We start from the raw sequence: 22,272 nt of genomic DNA on the forward strand, positions 1-22,272 counted from the left end.
GGTTGTCACACCGTTGTAGATGAGGCCGATTCTAGTCCGTTCAAGAGGCGCGGCCTCTTGACCTGAGCACAATCCCGTGCTTGACCAGGAACATCGACCCGGACTCAGCGTTTCTTGAGTCCCATGCCGACCAGAAAGGTTTCCGAGGATTTGTCCCGGGACGACTTGGGCTTGTGCACCTTGACCACACGGAACGTCTCCCGGAAACGCTGCACCAGTGGATCGTACCCCGCGCCATGAAACACCTTGGCCACCAGGGCCCCTTCCGGACGCAGGTGCTGAGCTGAGAAATCGATCGCCAGTTCCACCAGATGTTCGATGCGGGCGGCATCCGCGCTGGAGATGCCCGACAGGTTCGGTGCCATGTCCGACACCACCACGTCCACCGGACGTCCGTCCAGCATCGCCTCAAGCTGCCGCAGCACCTCCTCCTCCCGGAAATCGCCCTGGATGAAGGCCACTCCTTCGATCGGCTCGAAATCCAGCAGATCCAGTGCGATGATGGTGCCGTCCAGCTCGCCCACCGCCGCGCCCCCGGCGCCGGCCTGCTTGGGGGCGAAACGGCGGCGCAGATACTGGCTCCACGCGCCCGGCGCCGCCCCCAGATCAACCACCACCTGCCCGGGCCGGATGAGATGGAAGGCCTCGTCCAGTTCCTTGAGCTTGTAGGCCGCACGGGCCCGGTAGCCCTCTTTCTGGGCCATCCGGACGTAGGGATCCGTGACGTGGTCATGCAACCACGCCTTGTTGACCTTCTTGCTCTTGGTCTGTGTCTTCATGTTGAAGGGATAATACGGCGATGCCTGCGATTCAATTGACGCCAGCGATCCGCAAGGAAAAACGCGGCGAAGCCCACCACCTCGACCCGGTCGTGATGATCGGTGCCGACGGCCTGACTCCGGCCATCGTGAAGGAAACCGATGCCGCCCTCAAAGCCCATGGGCTGATCAAGGTGCGGGTGTTCTCGGATGACCGGTCCGCCCGCGAAGCCATGCTGGAAAAGCTGGCTGACGAGCTGAATGCCGCCCCTGTGCAGCACATCGGCAAGCTGCTGGTGCTGTGGCGCCCTCTGCCGCCCAAGGCCTCTGCCGAGCGCGACGACCGGATGCCCGGCCCCCGTACGGTGAAGTTGGTCAAATTCTCCAGCAACGGCACGGGGCGCCCGACGATCAAGAAAGTCCAGGTGTTCGGCAACCAGCGGGTCACCGCCGGCGGCTCGATCAAGCGGGCCAAGAAGCGCAACGTCAGCGCCAAGAAGCGCGCCCAGAGCCAGGACTGAACGGAACGCGCGCGTTTCTCGCACTCACCCCTGGCGCGCAGCGCGCCAGGCCAGTGCGGCCACCAGCAGCATCTTCAGGCCGAACAGGCCAAAGCTGATGCCGTGCAACTGGCCGAAGCTGAGCGTGCCCTGCCCCTGGCGGGCTGCCGCCATCAGCGGCTGCAGCGCGTAGTACCCCACCACCGTACAGGCCAAGGTGCCCAGCGCCAGCAGCATGTCGGCGCTGAAACGCGAGCCAACGCCTTGCTCGGCCCCCTGCGCCGCCACCTGCCGTGCGGCCAACAGCAGCAGGATGCCGGCCAGCAGGCTGAGCGGCGCCTCCCGCGCGAAGATGTAAGCCACCACATGGCCCGCAGTGGCCCGGTCCAGCACCGCAAACGGTGCTGGCGTGGCCAAACCCGCGATGCACAGCAGCACCCCCAGCCACAGTGCCGGAAGCAGCCTCAGGCTACGGGACACCAGCGGGTTCACAGGTAACGCACGCCGACGATTTCGTAGTGGCGCAATCCACCGGGCGCGTTCACCTCGGCCACGTCGCCCACCTCCTTGCCGATCAGGGCCCGTGCGATGGGGGAGCTGATCGAGATCAGGCCGTGCTTGAGGTCGGCCTCGTCGTCGCCGACGATCTGGTAGGTCACCGACGCACCGCTGTCCTCGTCCTCGAGGTCGACCGTCGAGCCGAACACGACCCGGCCGCCAGCGTCCAGCGACGACGGGTCGATCACCTGGGCTGCGGCCAGCTTGCCTTCGATCTCAAGGATGCGGCCTTCGATGAAGCCCTGCTTGTCCTTCGCGGCCTCGTACTCGGCATTTTCGGACAGATCGCCTTGCGCACGCGCTTCGGCGATCGCCTGGATCACGGCCTGACGCTCGACGGTCTTGAGCCGTTGCAGCTCTTCCTTGAGCTTTTCCGCACCACGCTTGGTCAGGGGAATGGTAGCCATCCTGGCACTCCTTGGCAGACAAAACGAATCCGCCGCGGCGCGGGCCAAAACGGCAACGCGCGAGCGGCGGATAGGGTGGATGAATTCTAGAACACAACCCGCCCGCGAACGGGCGGGTTTGCCTGAAGGGATCAGGCCAGCGAGGCGTGCAGCTCCTGCAGCGCCAGCACCTGCAGGTCGCTGCCGTGCTTGATGGCCTCGGTAGCGGCCTCACAGCCGGCCATCGTGGTGTAGTAGGTCACCCGGTTGGCCAAGGCCGCGGTGCGGATGTAGCGGGAATCCGCGATCGCCGTGCGGGTTTCATCCACCGTCGTGAACACCAGCTGGATTTCGCCCGCCTTGATCATGTCGGCGATGTGCGGCCGGCCATCCTTGACCTTGTTGACCACCTTGACCGGGATGCCCGCTGCTGCGATGGCCGCGGCCGTGCCCTTGGTGGCCACCACGTTGAAGCCCAGGTTGACCAGTTCGCTGGCGATCTTCACCGCGCGGTCCTTTTCCTTGTTCTTCACCGAGATCACCACCGTGCCCTTGCTGGGCAGGCGGCTGCCCGCGCCCAGCTGGCTCTTGAGCATCGCCTCGCCGAAGCTGCGGGCCACGCCCATCACCTCGCCGGTCGAGCGCATTTCCGGGCCCAGGATCGGGTCCACGCCGGGGAACTTGTTGAACGGGAAGACGGCTTCCTTGACGCTGAAGTAGGCCGGCACCACCTCGCGCGGCGGCTGACCGTGCAGGCCCTTCTGGTCCGGCAGCTTCTGGCCGGCCATGCAACGGGCCGCGATCTTGGCCAGTTGCTGGCCCGTGGCCTTGGAGACGAAGGGCACCGTGCGCGAAGCGCGCGGGTTCACTTCCAGCACGTAGACGACGGCTTCGTCACCCTCGCCCTGGATCGCGAACTGCACGTTCATCAGGCCGATGACCTTCAGTGCCTTGGCCATCGCCGCGGTCTGGCGGCGCAGCTCGTCCTGCAGGGCCGCCGGCAGCGAGTACGGCGGCAGCGAGCAGGCCGAGTCGCCCGAGTGGACGCCCGCCTGTTCGATGTGCTCCATGATGCCGCCGATCATCACCGACTCACCGTCGGAGATGCAGTCCACGTCGACCTCGATCGCGTCGTCCAGGAAGCGGTCCAGCAGCACGGGCGACTTCTCGGACACCCGCACGGCCTCGCGCATATAGCGCTCCAGGTCCTTGTCTCCGTGCACGATTTCCATCGCCCGGCCGCCCAGCACATAGGACGGACGCACCACCAGCGGGTAGCCGATTTCCTTGGCCAGCACCAGCGCCGCCTCTTCGGTGCGCGCGGTGCGGTTGGGCGGCTGCTTCAGGCCCAGGTTCTGCAGCAGATGCTGGAAGCGCTCGCGGTCTTCGGCGATGTCGATGCTGTCCGGCGAGGTGCCGATGATGGGCACGCCGGCCCGCTCCAGATCCAGCGCCAGCTTCAGCGGGGTCTGGCCGCCGTACTGGACGATCACACCGGTGGGCTGTTCCTTGTCGACGATCTCCAGCACATCTTCCAGCGTCACCGGCTCGAAGTACAGGCGGTCGGAGGTGTCGTAGTCGGTCGAGACGGTTTCCGGGTTGCAGTTGACCATGATGGTCTCGTACCCGTCCTCGCGCATCGCCAGCGCCGCGTGCACGCAGCAGTAGTCGAACTCGATGCCCTGGCCGATCCGGTTCGGGCCGCCGCCCAGCACCATGATCTTCTTCTTGCTGGACGGGGCGGCCTCGCACTCCTCGTCATAGGTGGAGTACATGTAGGCCGTCTGTGTGGCGAACTCACCCGCGCAGGTGTCCACCCGCTTGTAGACCGGGCGCACGCCCAGCGCATGGCGCTTGGCCCGCACGGCGTACTGGTCGGTGGCCAGCAGCTTGGCCAGGCGCTTGTCGGAGAAGCCCTTCTGCTTCAAGAAGAACATCTCGTCGCGGTTCAGGCTGTCCAGCACGCGGCCGTCCAGGGCCTGCTCGGTCTGGATGATCTGCTCGAGCTGGGCCAGGAACCAGGGGTCGATCGCCGTTTCCTCGTGGATCTCATCGAGCGTCATGCCCAGACGGAAGGCGTCGGCCACGAACAGGATGCGCTCCGGCCCCGGCTCGCCGATCTCTTCGATGATTTCCTCACGGTCGGTCGAACGCTCGGACAGGCCGTCGATGCCGGTTTCCAGACCGCGCAAGGCCTTCTGGAACGACTCCTGGAAGGTCCGGCCGATCGCCATCACCTCGCCCACCGACTTCATCTGGGTGGTCAGGTGCGGATCGGCGGCCGGGAACTTCTCGAACGCGAAGCGCGGGATCTTGGTGACGACGTAGTCGATCGAGGGCTCGAACGAGGCCGGGGTCACGCCGCCGGTGATGTCGTTCTTCAGCTCATCGAGCGTGTAGCCCACGGCCAGCTTGGCGGCGATCTTGGCGATCGGGAAGCCGGTGGCCTTGGAGGCCAGCGCCGAGGAACGCGACACGCGCGGGTTCATCTCGATCACGATCAGGCGGCCGGTCTCGGGGTTGACCGAGAACTGCACGTTCGAGCCGCCGGTGTCGACGCCAATCTCCCGCAGGATCGCGATCGAGGCATCGCGCATCACCTGGTATTCCTTGTCGGTCAGCGTCTGGGCCGGCGCAACGGTGATGGAGTCGCCAGTGTGCACGCCCATCGGGTCCAGGTTCTCGATGGAGCAGACGATGATGCAGTTGTCCGCCTTGTCGCGGACGACCTCCATCTCGTATTCCTTCCAGCCGATCAGCGACTCCTCGATCAGCAGCTCGTTGGTCGGCGAGAGGTCCAGACCGCGCTTGCAGATCTCCTCGAACTCTTCGGGGTTGTAGGCGATGCCACCGCCGGTGCCCCCCAGCGTGAAGCTGGGACGGATCACCATCGGGAAGCCACTGCCGCCGATCTCGGCCTGGATGCGCTTCTGCACCGCCCAGGCCTCTTCCATCGTGTGCGCGATGCCGGACTTGGCCGAGCCCAGCCCGATCTTGGTCATCGCGTCCTTGAACTTCAGGCGGTCTTCGGCCTTCTCGATTGCATGCTCGTTGGCACCGATCATCTCCACGCCGTACTTGGCCAGCACGCCATGCTTGTGCAGGTCCAGCGCGCAGTTCAGCGCGGTCTGCCCCCCCATGGTCGGCAGGATGGCGCTGGGCCGCTCCTTGGCGATGATCTTCTCGACCACCTGCCAGGTGATCGGCTCAATGTAGGTGACGTCGGCCGTGGCCGGGTCGGTCATGATGGTCGCCGGGTTGGAGTTGACCAGGATGACCTTGTAGCCCTCCTCACGCAGGGCCTTGCAGGCCTGGGCGCCCGAGTAGTCGAACTCGCAGGCCTGGCCGATGATGATCGGGCCGGCGCCGATGATGAGAATGCTCTTGAGATCTGTACGTTTTGGCATGGCTTGTCAGGTCGGGTCTGGCCTCAACCGAGGCTGGCGGTGGCGAGCTTGGCGCCAAAGCCGAGGAACAGGGTCCCCACGCTGCCGCGGGTCACGCTGGCGACACGGCGGTGGGAGCGGAAGGCGGCCGCCAGGCGGGCACCGACCAGGATCAGCGCCGTCAGATAGAGGACGCTGAAGAATTGCAGGATCGCCCCCAGCACCAGGAAGGTCAGCGCATGGCGCGGGTAAGTGGGATCGGCGAACTGGAGGAAGAAGGACAGGTAGAACAGGATGGCCTTGGGGTTGAGCAGGCTGATCACCAGGGCCCGACGGAACGGGTGCCCCGCCTCGGCCACCGGTTCGCAGGCCTCCCCACTGGGACGCCAGGCGGAGCGCAGCAACTGCAACCCCATCCAGCACAGGTAGGCCGCGCCAACCGACTTGATCACCAGGAACAGAGCCGGCGCGGACTTCAGCAGCGAGGCGGCGCCGGCGATCGTCAACCCCATCAGCACCCAGTCCCCCAGGAAGACCCCCGCCGCCCCGGCGAAGCCTGCGCGCAGGCCCTGGCGGGTGGCGACGGACAGCACGTAGAGCGAGTTGGGCCCCGGCAGCAGGATGATGAAGATCACGCCCAGCACGTAGGTCAGGGGATCGGTGATGCCGAACATGGTGTCGTCTGTCCTTCAGTCTCCTCAGGCGGTCTTCTGCTCTATCAAGGCGATGAAGCGGTCGAACAGGTAGCCGATGTCATGCGGCCCTGGCGAGGCTTCCGGATGGCCCTGGAAGCAGAACGCCGGCTTGTCCGTGCGGGCCAGGCCCTGCAGCGTGCCGTCGAACAGGCTCACGTGTGTGGCCCGCAGGTTGGCCGGCAGCGTCTCGGCGTCCACCGCAAAACCATGGTTCTGGCTGGTGATCGACACGCGGCCGCTGTCCAGATCCTTGACTGGGTGGTTGGCGCCATGGTGACCGAACTTCATCTTGAAGGTCTTGGCCCCGGAGGCCAGCGCCATGATCTGGTGCCCCAGACAAATGCCGAAGGTCGGCACACCGGTCTCGATCAGTTCGCGGGCCGCGGCAATCGCATAGTCGCAAGGCTGCGGGTCGCCGGGGCCATTGGACAGGAAGACCCCATCGGGCTGATGCTGCAGCACCTCGGCTGCCGGCGTCTGGGCCGGCACCACCGTCACACGGCAGCCGCGCTCAGCCAGCATGCGCAGGATGTTGCGCTTCACGCCGAAGTCATAGGCCACCACATGGAAGCGGGGCTGGGTCTGCGTACCGTAACCGGGCTGACCATCTTCGCCAGCCAGGCGCCATTCGGTCTCGGTCCAGGCATAGGACTGGGCCGTGGTCACCACCCGGGCCAGATCCTGGCCGGCCATGCTGGGGGCGGCCTGGGCCTGGGCAATGGCCGCCTTGATGTCGGCCGGCGTCACCTGATAGCCTGCCTCGAAGGTCATGATGCAGCCGTTCTGGGCACCGGTCGTGCGCAGCACCCGGGTCAGGCGTCGGGTGTCGATGCCGGCGATCGCCACCGTCCCTTCGGCCGCCAGGTAGTCGGGCAGCGAGCGGGTGGCCCGGAAGTTGGAGAGACGGACAGGCAGGTCCTTGATGATCAGACCAGCGGCATGGACTCGGGACGCCTCGACATCCTCATCGTTGACGCCGTAGTTGCCGATGTGCGGATACGTGAGGGTCACGATCTGCCGGCTGTAGCTCGGGTCGGTGAGGATTTCTTGGTAGCCGGTGAGCGCGGTGTTGAACACCACTTCACCGACCGTCAGACCGGCTGCGCCGATCGAGGTGCCGGAAAAGACCGTGCCGTCTGCAAGTGCAAGGATTGCGGGGGGCAGGACGGGCAGCAAGGGGAACTCCGGTATTCGCGCACCCAGCCCGTGACCCGAACCGCGCCAGGAAGACGCCTGAGGGCGCCATGGCTGCTTCGGACTCGGCAAGGACAGGTCGGAAACGGAGTTTCGCTGGGCGGCTTTGTTTTGGGGTAAACCTGCTTATTGTAGCCCAAGCCTGACATCGGAGGCACCCCCTGCCTTGCGACCGCGTCACGCCCGGCAAAAAAAAGGGCGCTGGCCCAGAAGGCAGCGCCCATGCACCGAACGATTCCACGCCGTGGCGCGGAATCGTGGGCATCACCAGCCGATGTCCTGCAGCAGCGGCAGGGTCAAATCCTTCGGCGGCGTCACACGGTAGACCGGCAGGTCGCTGTTGATCGCCGGCTCCATCAGCAGATTGCGCGTCGCGATCGTGTCCCAATGCGACACGGACGAACCCGATTGGTACGGATTGGGCGTGTACAGCAGCGCGCGGCCTGCCAGATCGGCACCGGCGTATTGGTCCTTGTTGACGTGCAGGATGGCCTTCACGTTGTCGCTGGTGCGCATGTCACCGGTCAGCACGGCCTTGAGCGCCGCCCCATCAGCCTGCGTGATGCGCACCGACGGGATGGTGATGGTCTCATCCGCGCCGCCCAGCGAAGCCGGCGGGCCACCCGCGGTGTTGTCCGCCACGATCACCCCCACGGCACCGGCATCCTGGGCATTCTTCACCTTGATCGTGAAGGAGCAAGTGCCACGGTCCACCAGCGCGATGCGACCACTCACCAACGCGGCATTGGCCGCATTCAGCGGGTCGCAGGCCAGACCGGTGACACCGTCCGCTTGGTCGATCACCCGACCCACCGGCGCCTTGACGCGCGTGGACAGGGACGGACCAAAGCTGGCGGGCCCGACGACGTAGGTGCCGACGATCGCCGGGTTTTCGGTGGACTTGATCAGCAGCTCGGGTGTGCCCTTGTTGAGCACCGTCGGCACGGCCGCCGAGACGTTCGCGCCCGTCCAGACCAGGTTGCGTGGGTTGATCGCCGAGGCCTTGCGCTCCAGGGCGGACATCTCGAACCAGGTCTTGCCGGCCGTGTTGTCATACATCATCCGTTCCCACTGGGACGGATAGGCATTGGTGCCATCGCTGATGCGAGCCCCGTTGCTGCCGTTGGTCAGCGCCTGGAAGCCCAGGCCATGACCCACCTCGTGCATCAGCACGACGGCGAAGTTCACGGTGTTGGCCGGCGCATTGCCATCCAGGCCGAGGTAGAACGGGGTCCCATCCAGGCAGCCCGGCTGGCCCAGGTTGACGTTGAAGTGCGAACTGATCTCAGGCGCAGTGCCCTCGTCCAGATCGGCTCCGGCCAGCGTGTTTGCCAGCGCCGCCGAATACCAGGTGGTGGGATACGGGGCATTCGGGAAATCACGCCACACGCTGTATGCACCGGCCGACCCCAGGGTCGCGCTCGTCGAGGTGCAGCTCAACGCCGGCCAATCGGCCTGGATCTGGATGTCCGGGCCGCCCTCGGGCAGATGCTTGGACCACTTCTTGGCGACATTCAGGTAGACGTTCATGCGCTGCTGACCCAGCGTCGTGCCGTCGTTGCCGCCCACCGGCACCACCGGGGTCGGATCGTTGAAACCGACGCCCGGCCCGTCGATGTTGAGGATCTTGATCTTGGCCGCCTGCGCGCCCAGCGCACACCCCAACCCCAAGCCGAGCAGGGCCAGCGCCCGCATGTTGAACCGCTTATTCAATTTCCGCTCCCCCTTGCTGACCGGCCGACACGGCGGCAGGCGCCGCCAGCGTGGCGTCATCGCCCTCGACACATTCCTCGACCAGTTGCCCTTGCGCATCACGCGCCACGCGCACATTGGACAGGTGCTCGGCCCCCAGGGTCACACCGCGCGCGGCGGGCGACTTCTTGGAACGCAGCAACTTGCCACCCGTCGTGGCCCGCAGACTGGCCTGGCCAGCCGCAGCGGCCTCCAGGGCCTTGGCCTCGTCGGCCGTCGGCGCCCGCAGTTGACCCGTGACCGGATCCTTCACCACCCGCAGCCCTTCTGCATCGGGCTGCGCCACGGCCCCGGCCGCAAACGCCAGCAGACAGGTGCCCAGCGCCCCCTGCCACATGGAAGCTCGTTGAATCCGCATCAAGACTCCTCTGTGTGTCATGTCATTGAAAGCGACCCAGTCTAGGAGGTGAAGAAATGGGACTCAATGCATTCCATGCCTCTGAGGCGCTTTGATTTAGGGGGACGGTTCAGGGATATCCCGCGGCCCCCACCTCCGGCCCGCCTGAGATTCAGGGAACTAGAATCGGTTGGCAAAGTCATATGCAGACACGGTCGTGTTGATCGTGTCCAACCCATTTCACTGGAGATTCCATGAACGAAAGCCTGCAAACCTATACCGGCTATGCTGGCACGGGCTCGCTGGCGTCGCAGCGCCAGCGGGTCCTGCGCAATACCTATTGGCTGCTGGCCCTGTCCCTGCTGCCCACGGTCGCGGGGGCGTGGCTCGGTGTGGCCACGGGCGTGGTCACTGCCATGTCGCCAGTGATGAGCCTGGTGCTGTTCCTGGCGGGCAGCTTCGGTCTGATGTTCGCCATCGAGAAGACGAAGAACAGTGCCGCTGGCGTGGGCTTCCTGCTCGCCTTCACGTTCTTCATGGGCCTGATGCTGTCGCGCCTGCTGGCCTTCGTGCTGGGCTTCTCGAACGGCGCCTCGCTGATCATGACCGCCTTTGGCGGCACGGCCGTGGTGTTCCTGGGCATGGCCACGCTGGCTTCGACGATCAAGCGCGATCTGTCGGGCATGGGCAAGTTCCTGATGGTCGGTGCGCTGATCATCCTGGCCGCCGGGATCATCAATGTCTTCATGCAATCCAGCGCGTTGATGCTGACCCTCTCGGTGCTGTGCATCGCCGTCTTCTCGGCCTTCATGGTCTTCGACATCAAGCGCGTGATCGATGGCGGCGAAACCAACTACATCACCGCCACGCTGGCGATCTATCTGGACCTGTACAACATCTTCCAGAATCTGCTGATGCTGCTGGGCATCTTTGGTGGCGACCGCGAGTAAGCGGCTCCATCCTTTCAACAAAAGGGGCTCCGTAGAGCCCCTTTTTTTCGTCTGGTCGACGCTCTCACACCGCCTCGGCCGGTCGTTCAAACACCGCCATGCTCTCGACGTGCGCGGTGTGCGGAAACATGTTCACCGCACCGGCAGCCACGCAACGGTAACCCGCCACGTGAACCAACAAGCCGGCATCGCGCGCCAGGGTGGCAGGGTTGCAGCTGACATAGACGATGCGTCGGGGCGGCTGCCAGCCCGGCAGCGGTGTGGTCTGCAGGTCGGCCAGGGCCTTGGCCAGCGCAAACGCACCTTCGCGCGGCGGGTCCACCAGCCACTTGTCGGCCGAACCGAACGCCACCAGATCCTCCGGACTCATCTCGAAGAGATTGCGGGCCTGGAATGAGGTGCGCGCCTCCAGGCCGTTGCGCCGGGCATTCTGGCGAGAACGTTCGACCAGGGCCTCGCTGCCCTCCACCCCCAACACCTCGCGTGCCCGCGTGGCGATTGGCAGGGTGAAGTTTCCCAGACCGCAGAACCAGTCGATCACCCGCTCGTCCGGGCGCGCCTCCAGCAGGCGCAAGGCGCGCCCCACCAGCACCGTGTTGATCTGGTGGTTCACCTGGGTGAAGTCGGTCGGCTTGAAGGGCATGCGCAGGCCAAACTCAGGCAGCGTGTAGGCCAGCTCGGGGCCCTCGGCATCCAGCAGATGCACGGTGTCGGGCCCCTTGGGCTGCAACCACCACTGCACGCCATGCTGAGCGGCAAAGGCCCGCAGCTGGGCCAGATCCCCGTCCGACAGCGGCTCCAGATGGCGCAACACCAGGGCCGTCACGCCATCGCCGATGGCCAGCTCGATCTGCGGCAGCGTGTCCCGGGCCTGCATGCCCCCCACCAGCGCGCGCAGCGGCAGCAACAGATCGCTGACCGGACGGGGCAGGACGCGGCAGACGCTCATGTCGGCCACATAGCGCGACTTGCGCTCATGGAAACCAACCAGCACGGTTTCCTTGCGGGCCACATAGCGCACCGACAGACGGGCACGGTAGCGGTACCCCCAGGCCGGTCCTTCGATGGGCCGGAGCATGCGCTCGGGCTTCACCTTGCCCAGATGGGCCAGGTTGTCCTCCAGCACGCGCTGTTTGATGGCCACCTGGGCGGCGGGATCCAGATGCTGCATCTTGCAGCCGCCGCAGGCGCCCGCATGCAGGCCGAAATGCGGGCATCCCGGCCGGACGCGCTGGGCGCTCTCATGGCGCAGCGCGACATAGCTCGCCTGCTCCCACTGGTTCTTGCGCCGCAGCACCTGAACCTGCACCTCCTCGCCCGGCAAGGCGCCCTCGACGAACACGACCTTGCCCTCGCTGTTGCGGGCCACGCCCTGGGCTTCCATGTCCAGCGACTCGATCCGCAGCCATTCATCCTTCTGTGTCATGGCGCGCATTATCCCGGGTTGCATGCGCCCCAAAAAGCAGCGGCCGCCCGAAGGCGGCCGCTGTCAGAGGGCTGGGGAAACGCTCAGCGGGCCGGCAACAGCCTGGCCGGATCCAGCGGCTTGCCCTGCTTGCGAATCTCGAAGTGCAGCTGCACCTTGTCGGAATCGCTGGCCCCCATCTCGGCAATCTTCTGCCCCTTGCGCACGGCCTGATCTTCCTTGACCAGCAAAGTCTGGTTGTGGGCGTAGGCGCTCAGGTAGTTGGCGTTGTGCTTGATGATGATGAGGTTGCCATAGCCGCGCAACGTGTTGCCGGCGTAGACCACCCGGCCATCGGCCGCGGCGTAGACCGGATCCCCGGCCTTGCCCCCGATCGAGAGGCCCTTGCTGCGGCTTTCGTCGAAACCGCCCACCACCGGACCGGCCGAAGGCCAGCCCCAGCGGATGTCGTCGTCCGCCTCCTTGGGGGTGTCCTTGGTCGACTCCTTGCCTGCAGCGCTCGACGCAGCCGAGGCGGCCGACGACGAACTGCCCGCCGAAGCGGCCACCGGGCGGCTGTCCAGCGGCTTGCTCTCCACCTTGGTGCTCGCCACCGGCTTGGGCGAGGCCACGCCCGGCTCCACGCCCGGCGGCACCACCCGCAGCACCTGCCCCACCTCGATCACGTTGGCGTTGTCGATGTTGTTCCAACGCGCCAGATCGCGCCAGGCCTGGCCGGTCTCCAGCCCGATCCGCATCAGCGTGTCGCCCGGCTTCACGATGTAGGTGCCCGGCTTGGCTTCCACCGGCGCAGCAGGTTTGGCCTCCGTGCGGGCGCGCCCCGTGGGGCGGTCCTCCACGGGGGCCTGGTGTTGGGGACTGGCGCAGCCAGCCAGCACGGCCAGCAGCAGCAGGCCGGCCCAGGCCGCCCTGCGATGTCCACGGAACAAAGTCATGGTGTGTGCGTTTCCCTGAGGTCAACAGGCTCCGGATTTTAAGGGGACGAACTGAACCGTCTCTCCCGTGGTCCGCAGGTAGCCCTGTTCGGTGCGGTCGACGATGACCAACACCTGCCCTCGTCCATCCTGGGCGCGCGCTGGTGCCACCAGCCGCCCCCCCACCGCCAACTGGTTCAGCCAGGCCGCGGGAACCTCTTCGCCGCCGGCCGCCGCCACGATGCTGTCGTAAGGGGCCCGTGGCGGATGGCCCAGCATGCCGTCACCGTGCAGCAAGTGGATGTGGGACGTGTGATGCGCGGCCAGCTGGCGCCGTGCCAGCTCATGCAGCGGCTGCAGGCGCTCCATGGAGACCACCTGTCGCGCCATGGCCGCCAGCAGGGCCGTCTGGTAGCCGCAGCCGGTGCCGATCTCCAGCACCCGCCCCAGGTGCCCGGCCTGCCGGGCGGACTGCCCCAGAAACAGCCATTCGATCATGCGGGCGACCACCGAGGGCTTGGAAATGGTCTGCCCCAGCCCGATCGGCAGGCTGGTGTCCTCATAGGCCTGTGCGGCCAGCGCGGAATCCACGAAACCGTGTCGTGGCACGGTCAGCATGGCCTGCAGCACCGCCTCGCAACGCACCCCGTCCTGCCGCAGCCGCTCGACCATGCGCTGGCGCATGGCCGGGTTGTCCAGCCCCAGGCCGGAAGGTGGCGCGAGGCGCCGCGCATCGCGCACGGCCTCGGCCAACAGCCGCTGGGGCCGCAGAGGCTCGGCCGGTTTGCGGGCGGTACCGACGGCCGGCGCCGCACCGGGGGCCGCCAGGTTGGCCGGAAATCGGCCCCGGGGACGGTCGGAGGACGTGCTCATGCACCGCCCCCCGGCCCGTGCAAGCGGGCCTGCCACCGGGGCAGCTGGGCGTGATCGGTCAGGTCCACCTGCAAGGGGGTGATGGACACCTGTCCCTGGGTCACCGCGTGGAAGTCGGTGCCTTCGCCGGCCTCGCGCGCATCGCCCGCCGGGCCGATCCAGTAGATAGGTTCACCGCGCGGATTGGTCTGGGCGATGGCCGGCGAGCTGGCGTGCCGACGCCCGAGCCGGGTGGTGGCCCAGGGCAGTCGATCCGCATCGGCGCGGTTGGGAATGTTGACGTTCAGCAGCCAGGGCCGCGTGGCCGCGGGATCGGCCAGCAGCGGCAGCACCGACTCGACGACCCGGCGGGCCGCACGGGCCGCCGCGTCGAGATGGGTCCAGCCCCGATCAACCTGGCTGAAAGCGATGGCCGGCACGCCGAACAGATAGCCCTCCATCGCGGCCGCCACCGTGCCCGAATAGAGGGTGTCGTCGCCCATGTTCGCCCCCTGATTGATGCCTGACAGCACCAGATCCGGGCGCTGCGGCAGCAGGCCGGTGAGCGCGATGTGGACGCTGTCCGACGGGGTGCCATTGACGTAGCGGAAGCCCTTCTGGGCCGGGGCGCTGGCCTCGTAGACGGACAGCGGTCGGTTCAGGCTGAGCGAATTCGAGGTGCCACTGGCGTTCTGCTCCGGCGCGATCACATCGATCTGCCCCAGGCCTTCGCAGGCCTGGACCAGGGCCGCCAGCCCGGGCGCCAGGTAGCCATCGTCATTGGCAATCAGGATTCTCATGTCGGCGGATTGTAGGCAGGGGTCGGGCCGCCCCGGCACGGAATCTGCTGCCCCCTTGAACAGAGGCCCGCCAGCACGAAGTGTGCTGCTAGCATCGGCCTCCAGGTCCCCCTGTATCCTGAGGTTGTAAAGGTCGCTCCATGTCAGTCAAGGTCTTGATCCTCGAAGACAATCCCGTCGCCCGTGAATTCCTGTCGCGGGTGCTGCGCGAGAGCTTCAGCGATCCGATCAGCATCACCGAGGCGGGCGACCTGGAAACCGCCCGCGCCCAGATCGCCCTCACCGGGCCTGGTGGGCTGCACGGCACCGACCCGTTCAAGCTGATGCTGCTGGACCTGGAACTGCCCGATGGCAATGGCCTGGAGTTGCTCAACGAGTTGCGGCAGTACCCGGCCACCAAGGTGGTCACCACACTCTATTCCGACGACGAGCACCTGTTCCCGGCGCTGCAATGCGGTGCCGATGGTTACCTGCTGAAGGAAGATCGCTTCGAGGTGCTGGTCGACGAATTGCGCAAGATCGTGCTGGGCCAACCCCCCTTGTCGCCGGCCATCGCCCGTCGGTTGTTGACCCATTTCCGTCTGGGGGCGGGGCCGGCCGCCCAGGACGCGACTCCCGCGCCGACGCTCTCCTTCAATGCCACCGTGCCGAGCAACAGCCAGGCCGGCAAGCCGCCCGTGCCCATCGAGCGCCAGGTGGAAATGCCCCACCTCACGCCGCGCGAGATCGAGGTGCTGACCTACCTCAGCAAGGGCTTCACGATCAAGGAAATCGCTAACCTGATGGGCATCAAGTGGTTCACCGTGAACGACCACATCAAGTCCATCTACCGCAAGCTCAACGTGTCCAGCCGCGCCGAGGCAGCCGTGCTGGCCAGCAAACAGGGCCTGGTCTGACCCAGCGGCCCGCCCATGCCACGCACCTGGCCGGACACCGCTGACCAGCCGTCGGGCAGCGGCGAGTTCCTGGATCTGGACTCACTGGACACAGCCGGCGACCTGCGCATTCGGCGCATCGGCTGGCGGCGGCAAGCCCTGCTGGTCGCCGCCATCGTCGGTTGCCTGACGATCTTTCTGCTGGCCCGGGCCCTGGCCCATAACCCGGATGTGCCCGCGCAGTGGCGGGCATCGGCCGACGGTTATCTGGAGCTGGCCGACACCAGCATGCCGGAGTTGAAGGGCTCGCTGGGCAAGGAACTGGTGGCGATCGTCACCCCCGACGGGCAGGTCATGCCGTTTGGGGTGCTGGCCATCGCCCATTCGGCACGCTGGATCACCGACGACCCGGCCCGGCAAGAGATGATGGCGGTGCGGCTGGCCGCCGCCCGCGCTCTGGAGTCCGGTCAGGTCACGCTGCGCTTTCGCGACGACACCCAGGTTTCCGTGACGCCCAAGCCCCGGGGCTATGCCAGCCTGGGCGCGATGTTCTGGCTGATGAGCGCCTTTGCCGTGGTGCTGTTCCTGGTGGGCTGGATCGTGCCACTGGTGCAGCCCAACCTGCGCAATTTGCTCTATGCGCTGATGGCCTATGCGCAAGCCGCTCAGCTGCTGATCTCTGCCATCGGGGCCGTGCCTGCCATGGCCCTGCCGTCGGCCCTGGTGCTGCATGAAAGCCTGATCCGGATCCTGCTGGATGCAGCGACCGGAGCCGCCATCGTGCAGGCGGCCACCTTGCATCCGGTGCGCATGCCCGGCCGCCAGTGGGTGGCCGCCGCGGCCTGGGGGGCCACGCTGTGGTTTGCCGTGCGGGCCTTCAACGGACAGCTGGCCCACGAATGGTGGTGGAGCCAATGCCTGCTGATCGGCGACGGCCTGGCCTGCATCGCACTGCTGACCTGGGTTCAGCGCCGCGCACCGCACCCGTTTGCCGTGGTGATCCGGCGCTTTGCCGCGGTGACGCTGTCCACCCTGGTGCTGCTGACCCTGGCCGTTTCCGTGCTGCCGATGCTGCCGCCGGAGGTGCAGCCGGTCGCCACCGTCGGGCCGGTGATCTGGAGCGTCTTCTTCGCCTCCGTCATCCTGCTGGTGCCCTTCCTGTCGCGTTCACAGAACGTGATGCGCGAATTCGCAATGCTGGCCGGCATCAGCACGGTGGCCACATCGGTGGACCTGCTGTTCGTCGCGGTGTTCTCGTTCAGCCAGTTCACCTCGCTGACCCTCTCCCTGTTCCTGGCCCTGGGCGCTTATGCCGCGCTGCGGCAGTGGCTGGTGGGGCAGATGATGGGCGCGCGCGCCCTCACCACCGAACGCGTCTTCCAGCACCTCTACCGCATCGCCCGTGAGGTGGAAGCCCGGCCGGAGCGCGCCGCCGACCGCATGATCGAACTGCTGCGCAACGTGTTCGAGCCACTGGAAACCCAGCGCACCGGCACCCGCAGCCAGCAAAGCCTGGTGGCAGGCAACGGCGCGGCCCTGGTGGTGCCTCTGCCCAACCTCGTCGACGAACCCGCGGTGCGCGGCTCCGTGGTTCTGCGCTTCGCCGAGCGCGGCAAGCGCCTGTTCGCCCAGGACGACGCCCGATTGGCCGATCGCATCCTCGAACAACTCATGCGGGCCCTGGCCCACGACCGAGCGGTGGAGCGAGGGCGCAGCGAGGAACGCGTGCGGATCGCCCAGGACCTGCACGACGACATCGGCGCGCGGCTGCTGACACTGATGTACAAGGCGCCCAGCACGGAGATGGAGGAGTACGTCCGCCACACCCTGCAGGACCTGAAGACACTGACCCGCGGGCTGGCGGCCAAGAGTCACCCGCTGGCACTGGCCTCGGCCGAGTGGAAGACCGACATCGCACAACGGCTGGACGCGGTCCACTGCCAGCTCGACTGGGAGGCCGAATACGACCAGGAGATCACGCTGACGATGATGCAGTGGTCGGCCCTGACCCGCGTGCTGCGCGAGCTGGTGAGCAATGTGATCTCGCATGCCAAGGCCAGCCGGGTGCATGTCAGCTGCCAGCTGCGGCAGGGTGCGTTCACCATCGTGGTGGAGGATGACGGCGTGGGCTCCGAGCCCACCAAGTGGTCCGCCGGCCTGGGGCTGGGCGGCGTACGCAAACGGGCCAAGAGCCTGGGCGGCACGGTGCGCTGGATCCCCCGGCAACCGCACGGCACGATCTGCGAGGTGCAGATTCCCCATCTGGCCGTGCCTGAAAACTGAGGTCCTGAAACGGACACCCCACCGGCAGCAGAAAAGCAAAAAGCCCTGAAGGGTCGCTTCAGGGCTTTTCTTTACGGTGTTCGGTGGGGTGGCTGATGGGACTCGAACCCACGACAACCAGAATCACAATCTGGGACTCTACCAACTGAGCTACAGCCACCGCCGTAAGCTGCGCATTATAGCCTGAATTCAGCGTGTGCGCATCACTTCGCCGCCGAAGCAGCTTCGTCGCTCGAAGCCGTCGGCGTGGCCAGCTTCAGCTCGACCTTGTGACGCCGTTTCAGGGCGTCGTAATAGGCAGCCTCCTCGGCTTCGGCCAGCGCTTGCGCCAGATAGGGCTTGGCACGGGTCAGGTCGGCATCGCCGGCCGTGCGTGGCACGACCTTGGTCACCTTCAGCACCGCGTAGCCCTCGGCGCCCAGGTCCACCCCCACCACGGCCGGCGCACTGCCCAGCTTGGCCCGCAACGCGGCTTCCAGCACCTGGCGCGGCTGGCCCTGCGGTTGCGCACGCGACAGCAGCAGCGACTGCCCCAGCGTGTCGGCCGGGTTCTGTTTGAGCGCGGCCATGCGGGCCTCGCCTTCCTTGCGAGCCGCCGCTGCCGCCTGTTCGGCCTTCAGCTGCTCCAGCACCTGGGCCTGCACTTCGGCCAGCGCGCGCACATGGGCCGGCCGGTAGTTCACCACGCGGGCCGACACCAGCTGGTTCGGACCGGCTTCGATGGCTTCGGTGTTGCGCTTGTTCTGCAGGGCATCGTTGCCGAACACCGCCTCCAGCAGCTTGGTCGAGGCCAGCGGACCGGTCGCCCCCGGCGCCACCGCGCGCTGCACCACCGCGGTCATCTTGGTCAGCTTGAGCTTGTCCACCACCGGCTGCAGGCTGTCGCTCTGCTCGTAGACGAGGTTGGAGAACTGTTCGGCCGCTTCCGCGTAACGCTGCTGGGCCAATTGCTTGGCCACCTCGTCCTGGATCTCGGGTCGCACCGCCTCGAAGGGCTTGCGCTCGCCACCCCGCACGCCGGTCAGCTTGAGGATGTGAAAGCCGAAGTCGCTGGCCACCACACCGCTGATGTCACCCACCTTCATGCCAAAGGCAGCGTCCTCGAAGGGCTTGACCATCGCGCCGCGGGCGAAGAAATCCAGGTCACCACCCTTGGACGCCGAACCCGGGTCGTCGGAGTTCTTCTTCGCCAGCTCGGCGAAGCTGTCGGGATGGGCCTTCACCTCCGCCAGCAAGGCTTCGGCCTTGGCTTTCGCCTTGGCGCGCACATCCGCCGACGCATCCTTGGCCACGGCCACCAGGATGTGGCTGGCCCGGCGTTCTTCCGGCGCGGTGTAGCGGCTGGCGTTCTGCTCGTAGTACTTCTTCAGATCGTCGTCGGACACGCTCACCTGCTTCTTCAGCGCCTCCAGATCCAGCACCACGTACTCGATGCTGGCCTCGTCCGGCGCGCGGAAGCGGTCCGTATGGGCCTTGTAATAGGCCTCGATCTCAGCTGGCGTCGGCTGCACCTTGGCCAGGTAGGCCTTGGCCTCAAAGCGCTGCACCTGCACCTCGCGCTGCTCCAGCAGTGCCGCCGCATTCTGGCTGGCCACCGTCTGACCCGACAGCGAGGAGCCGGTCACGCCGCCCAGCACCTGCCGCAGGCTGTACTCGGTGCGCAGCATGTCGGTGAACTGCGCCACCCCCATGCCCTGGGCCGCGAGGTAGTCCTTGTTGATGCTGCCGTCGGGCTTGCGCAGCGGCGCATAGGATGGATCGCTGACGAACAGGCGTTGCAGACGGGCGTCGGGCACCACCAGGTTTTCCTTCAGGGCCGCATGGCGCAGCACCTGCTCGCGCACCAACCCATCCAGCGTCTGCTGCCGGGCCTGCGGGGTGTCGAACAGCTTCACATCCACCTGGGGCATCTGCTGGCGCATCCGCTCCACCTGCTGGCGATGCGCGGCCTCAAGTTCGCTCTGCCGGATCGGTTGCCCGTCGACGCTGGCCACGGTGGCCGCTGCCTGGTCCACGAAGTGGGAATAGCCCTGCACGCCAAAAAAGACGAACGAGGGGAAGACCAGCAGCACCAGCAGGCCTTGCAGCAGCCGGGTGTGGGAACGGACGAATTCAAACATGGAGCTCCGCCTAGAGAGAAAGCGCCGCAGACCAGAAACGACAAAGGCGAACCGGGGTTCGCCTTGTGTGGGGTTTGCGTACGCCGCGCGGCATTCTAGCCAATGACGTGCACAACGCCGTGGGACGTGGGCTCAGACAACTGCGCTCCCGGCGACAGGGGCCACCGGGCCGCGGGACACCTGGACACACCCGAATCAGCGAGAACATGGGAAATTGTTGCGCGTAGCTCCGTACACTCCGCGCGGGCCCCTTCCGGTTGGATCAACTTTCAGTCAGGCCGAGCATGCCTGCTGCTCATGGGAATTTCACTGCATGTCCTGTCGCCTTCAGTTCCTCGCCGTCCTCGGTCTCCTGCTGCTTTCACCACTGCTGCATGCGCAGCAGGTGTTGACGCTGGGCGTCAGCGAGGGCACCTCGGGCGGCTTGGATCATGAACGCGTCATGGCCAAGTACGGCCGTCTGGCCGATGTGATCGGGGCTGCCGCGAAGACCAAGGTCCGGGTGGTTTTGGCGCGGGAATTCTCAAGCCTTGAAGAAGGCATGCGAACCGGCACCTTCGACTTCGTGTTTGCGCGCCCCAGCGATTACCCGGCTCGGGGCATCCGCGACCATGGCTACCAGTTCGTGGCCAGTGCCAGACCCGAGGGCCAATGCGTGGTGATCACTGGAAAGTCGTCACCGCTGAAGACCCTGGCGGACGCCAGGGGCAAACGCTGGGTGTTTCCCGAGCAGGAGTCGTACATGTCGAAGTTCTGTGCCGCCGAGTTGCGCGACCAAGGCATCAACATCATGACGGAGCGGCACCAGTTCGTGCGCGAGCAAGGCGCGGTCGTGTTCTACATCGACAACGGCTTTGCCGACGTGGGCGCCATCGCCTCGTATTCGGGGCCGGGCAAGGCCCTGGCCAAGACCGGTCACCGGGTGCTGCACCGCAGCATCGCTCAGCCTTACTTCCCGCTCATTGCCGGCAAGCGCGTCTCGTCGGAACAAGTTCGCGCCATCCAGGCCGAGTTGCGTGGCTTGCCTCAAACGGCCCCCGGACGTGACATCCTCCAGACGGTCGGGATCGACGCCTTTGACACCGACTCGGGAGAGCAACTGAAACGGCTGCTCCGATGGCTGGGGCAGTGAATGCGGCTGCCGTCTCGTCCGCCGCGGGCAGATGGCCCTGGCTCCATGTGAGGCCTGGAAGGCGCCAGACCTTGTGAGCGGCCCCGCGAGCGGGACGCAAGAAAAAAGGACTTGGATTGCTCCAAGTCCTTGCTTTCCAATCCTGCGGTGGTGGGTGCTGAGGGGCTCGAACCCCCGACCTACGCCTTGTAAGGGCGCCGCTCTACCAACTGAGCTAAGCACCCGCCGGACATCGAAAAACAGTTCAGTTCAGCGCGTCCTTCAGGCCCTTGCCCGGCCGGAACTTCGGCACCTTGGCGGCCTTGATCTTGATCGCAGCACCGGTGCGGGGATTGCGCCCCGTCCGCGCAGCCCGCTTGGTCACGGCAAAGGTGCCGAAACCGACGATTGACACGCTGCCCCCCTTCTTCAGGGTGGACTGCACACCGCCGATCATGGCCTCCAGCGCGCGCGCGGCAGCTGCCTTGGAGATGTCCGCCTGCTGGGCGATGAGGTCGATCAGCTCTGTCTTGTTCACAAAAATACTCCCTCTGGGACGTTGACACGGTGGGCCCTGAACCGGTGCGCATCGGTGGGACGATGTCTTCGGTCTGGCGCAGGAATGCAACGCCTGTGCCCGCTCACGCTGACCTCAGGTGGCGCCTGCCGCCATCCGGCACTCGGGCCGAAAAAAAACGATTACAGCGGCCGACCTGAACGGTGTCAAGCGGGGTGCGGGATTGTATGTGTTTCCTGTCCCGAGACCGATGTGACCGCCGTCAACGCGCCTTGGCACGGATCTCGGGCACGGCTTTGCGCAGGTAATAGACCATCGACCAGATGGTCAGCACCGCCGCGGCCAGGATCAGCACCGTGCCCCACTGATGGGTGTCGATCACCCCGAGGACCGTCCCATCGAACAGCAGGAACGGGATCGCGATCATCTGCACCGTGGTCTTGAGTTTGCCGATCATGTGCACGGCCACGCTGCGCGAGGCGCCGATCTGAGCCATCCATTCCCGCAGGGCCGAGATCGCGATCTCGCGGCCGATGATGACCAGGGCAACCAGGGCGTTGACCCGGTCCATCTGCACCAGGATCAGCAAGGCCGCGCACACCAGGAACTTGTCGGCCACCGGATCCAGGAAGGCCCCGAAGGCCGACGTCTGGTTGAGCCGCCGGGCCAGGTAGCCGTCCAGCCAGTCCGTCAGCGCCACCACGACGAAGAGCACGGTGGCCGCCAGATTGGCCATCGCTGGCGCCACCGGCAGGTAGAACACCCCCACGATCAGCGGGATGGCCACGATGCGGGCCCAGGTCAGCAGCGTCGGGATGGTGAAGAACATGGCGTGGATTCTGCCTGCAATTGCTTGCA

20 protein-coding genes and 2 tRNA genes are annotated in these 22,272 nt (G+C 66.3%); 5 read left to right on the forward strand and 17 right to left on the reverse strand.

All coding sequences use genetic code 11. The features are described from left to right. Positions 1-104: 104 nt before the first annotated feature. Positions 105-779, reverse strand: coding sequence for an RlmE family RNA methyltransferase (locus KGA65_RS15070; protein ID WP_225863926.1), 675 nt, complete (start codon positions 777-779; stop codon positions 105-107). 20 nt (positions 780-799) lie between these two features. On the opposite strand from KGA65_RS15070, the gene KGA65_RS15075 reads away from it, so the two are divergent. Beyond that, entirely contained in the window at positions 800-1,279 is a 480-nt protein-coding gene (locus tag KGA65_RS15075; protein WP_225863927.1) for a YhbY family RNA-binding protein, read from the forward strand. A gap of 24 nt (positions 1,280-1,303) precedes the next feature. Here the strand turns inward: KGA65_RS15075 and KGA65_RS15080 are convergent, their stop codons facing one another. The 7 genes from KGA65_RS15080 to KGA65_RS15110 all read right to left on the reverse strand — a co-directional run bounded on the left by KGA65_RS15080 (position 1,304) and on the right by KGA65_RS15110 (position 9,587). Continuing rightward, positions 1,304-1,738 (reverse strand): DUF4149 domain-containing protein, encoded by a 435-nt coding sequence (locus KGA65_RS15080; RefSeq protein WP_225863928.1) that lies wholly within the window; start codon positions 1,736-1,738, stop codon positions 1,304-1,306. Positions 1,739-1,746: 8 nt separating this feature from the next. Further along, positions 1,747-2,223: a transcription elongation factor GreA gene (gene greA / locus KGA65_RS15085; protein WP_225863929.1), complete on the reverse strand. Its 477-nt coding sequence runs from the start codon at positions 2,221-2,223 to the stop codon at positions 1,747-1,749. Positions 2,224-2,354: 131 nt separating this feature from the next. Beyond that, the gene (gene carB, locus KGA65_RS15090) at positions 2,355-5,609 is read right to left on the reverse strand and encodes a carbamoyl-phosphate synthase large subunit (RefSeq protein WP_225863930.1); all 3,255 of its coding nucleotides are present in this window, start codon (positions 5,607-5,609) and stop codon (positions 2,355-2,357) included. Between the two features lie 23 nt (positions 5,610-5,632). Next, the gene (gene leuE / locus KGA65_RS15095) at positions 5,633-6,262 is read right to left on the reverse strand and encodes a leucine efflux protein LeuE (protein ID WP_225863931.1); all 630 of its coding nucleotides are present in this window, start codon (positions 6,260-6,262) and stop codon (positions 5,633-5,635) included. Positions 6,263-6,286: 24 nt separating this feature from the next. Then, entirely contained in the window at positions 6,287-7,459 is a 1,173-nt protein-coding gene (gene carA, locus KGA65_RS15100) for a glutamine-hydrolyzing carbamoyl-phosphate synthase small subunit (protein ID WP_225863932.1), read from the reverse strand. A gap of 282 nt (positions 7,460-7,741) precedes the next feature. After that, positions 7,742-9,190 (reverse strand): PA domain-containing protein, encoded by a 1,449-nt coding sequence (locus KGA65_RS15105; protein ID WP_225863933.1) that lies wholly within the window; start codon positions 9,188-9,190, stop codon positions 7,742-7,744. Beyond that, a complete protein-coding gene (locus KGA65_RS15110; protein WP_225863934.1) occupies positions 9,183-9,587 on the reverse strand; it encodes a post-PEP-CTERM-1 domain-containing protein in 405 nt (134 codons plus the stop codon). The genes KGA65_RS15105 and KGA65_RS15110 overlap by 8 nt, the downstream gene beginning before the upstream one ends. Positions 9,588-9,820: 233 nt before the next feature. On the opposite strand from KGA65_RS15110, the gene KGA65_RS15115 reads away from it, so the two are divergent. Next, positions 9,821-10,516 (forward strand): Bax inhibitor-1/YccA family protein, encoded by a 696-nt coding sequence (locus KGA65_RS15115; RefSeq protein WP_225863935.1) that lies wholly within the window; start codon positions 9,821-9,823, stop codon positions 10,514-10,516. Between the two features lie 64 nt (positions 10,517-10,580). Here KGA65_RS15115 and rlmD read toward each other — a convergent pair whose 3' ends face one another. From rlmD to surE, 4 genes are all read right to left on the reverse strand, one after another. Further along, positions 10,581-11,942 (reverse strand): 23S rRNA (uracil(1939)-C(5))-methyltransferase RlmD, encoded by a 1,362-nt coding sequence (gene rlmD / locus KGA65_RS15120; RefSeq protein ID WP_225863936.1) that lies wholly within the window; start codon positions 11,940-11,942, stop codon positions 10,581-10,583. Positions 11,943-12,025: 83 nt separating this feature from the next. Further along, on the reverse strand, positions 12,026-12,877 hold the full coding sequence (locus KGA65_RS15125; RefSeq protein ID WP_225863937.1) for a peptidoglycan DD-metalloendopeptidase family protein: 852 nt from the start codon (positions 12,875-12,877) through the stop codon (positions 12,026-12,028). A gap of 21 nt (positions 12,878-12,898) precedes the next feature. After that, positions 12,899-13,729: a protein-L-isoaspartate(D-aspartate) O-methyltransferase gene (locus tag KGA65_RS15130; RefSeq protein WP_225863938.1), complete on the reverse strand. Its 831-nt coding sequence runs from the start codon at positions 13,727-13,729 to the stop codon at positions 12,899-12,901. Beyond that, complete coding sequence (gene surE / locus KGA65_RS15135) at positions 13,726-14,508, reverse strand: 5'/3'-nucleotidase SurE (RefSeq protein WP_225863939.1); 783 nt, start codon at positions 14,506-14,508, stop codon at positions 13,726-13,728. Before surE ends, KGA65_RS15130 begins: the two co-directional genes overlap by 4 nt. A gap of 140 nt (positions 14,509-14,648) precedes the next feature. Between surE and KGA65_RS15140 the strand changes: the two genes are divergently transcribed. Next, on the forward strand, positions 14,649-15,404 hold the full coding sequence (locus tag KGA65_RS15140) for a LuxR C-terminal-related transcriptional regulator (RefSeq protein WP_225863940.1): 756 nt from the start codon (positions 14,649-14,651) through the stop codon (positions 15,402-15,404). A gap of 15 nt (positions 15,405-15,419) precedes the next feature. Next, on the forward strand, positions 15,420-17,666 hold the full coding sequence (locus tag KGA65_RS15145) for a sensor histidine kinase (protein WP_225863941.1): 2,247 nt from the start codon (positions 15,420-15,422) through the stop codon (positions 17,664-17,666). Positions 17,667-17,750: 84 nt separating this feature from the next. Here KGA65_RS15145 and KGA65_RS15150 read toward each other — a convergent pair. Further along, a tRNA-His gene (locus tag KGA65_RS15150) sits at positions 17,751-17,826 on the reverse strand. Positions 17,827-17,869: 43 nt separating this feature from the next. Then, positions 17,870-19,786 carry a SurA N-terminal domain-containing protein gene (locus KGA65_RS15155; protein ID WP_225863942.1) on the reverse strand — a complete coding sequence of 639 codons (1,917 nt, stop codon included), beginning with the start codon at positions 19,784-19,786 and terminating at the stop codon, positions 17,870-17,872. 313 nt (positions 19,787-20,099) lie between these two features. Between KGA65_RS15155 and KGA65_RS15160 the strand changes: the two genes are divergently transcribed. Next, a complete protein-coding gene (locus KGA65_RS15160) occupies positions 20,100-20,918 on the forward strand; it encodes a phosphate/phosphite/phosphonate ABC transporter substrate-binding protein (RefSeq protein WP_225863943.1) in 819 nt (272 codons plus the stop codon). Positions 20,919-21,066: 148 nt separating this feature from the next. Here the strand turns inward: KGA65_RS15160 and KGA65_RS15165 are convergent. The 3 genes from KGA65_RS15165 to pgsA form a co-directional block, all read right to left on the reverse strand. Continuing rightward, positions 21,067-21,142: transfer RNA gene (locus KGA65_RS15165), tRNA-Val, on the reverse strand. A 20-nt stretch (positions 21,143-21,162) separates the two neighbouring features. Next, a complete protein-coding gene (locus KGA65_RS15170; RefSeq protein WP_225863944.1) occupies positions 21,163-21,435 on the reverse strand; it encodes an HU family DNA-binding protein in 273 nt (90 codons plus the stop codon). A gap of 241 nt (positions 21,436-21,676) precedes the next feature. Then, a complete protein-coding gene (pgsA, locus tag KGA65_RS15175; protein WP_225863945.1) occupies positions 21,677-22,243 on the reverse strand; it encodes a CDP-diacylglycerol--glycerol-3-phosphate 3-phosphatidyltransferase in 567 nt (188 codons plus the stop codon). Positions 22,244-22,272 lie beyond the last annotated feature (29 nt).

The sequence above is a fragment of the Ideonella benzenivorans genome (genome assembly GCF_020387415.1).
Taxonomy (GTDB): Bacteria; Pseudomonadota; Gammaproteobacteria; order Burkholderiales; family Burkholderiaceae_C; genus Ideonella; species Ideonella benzenivorans.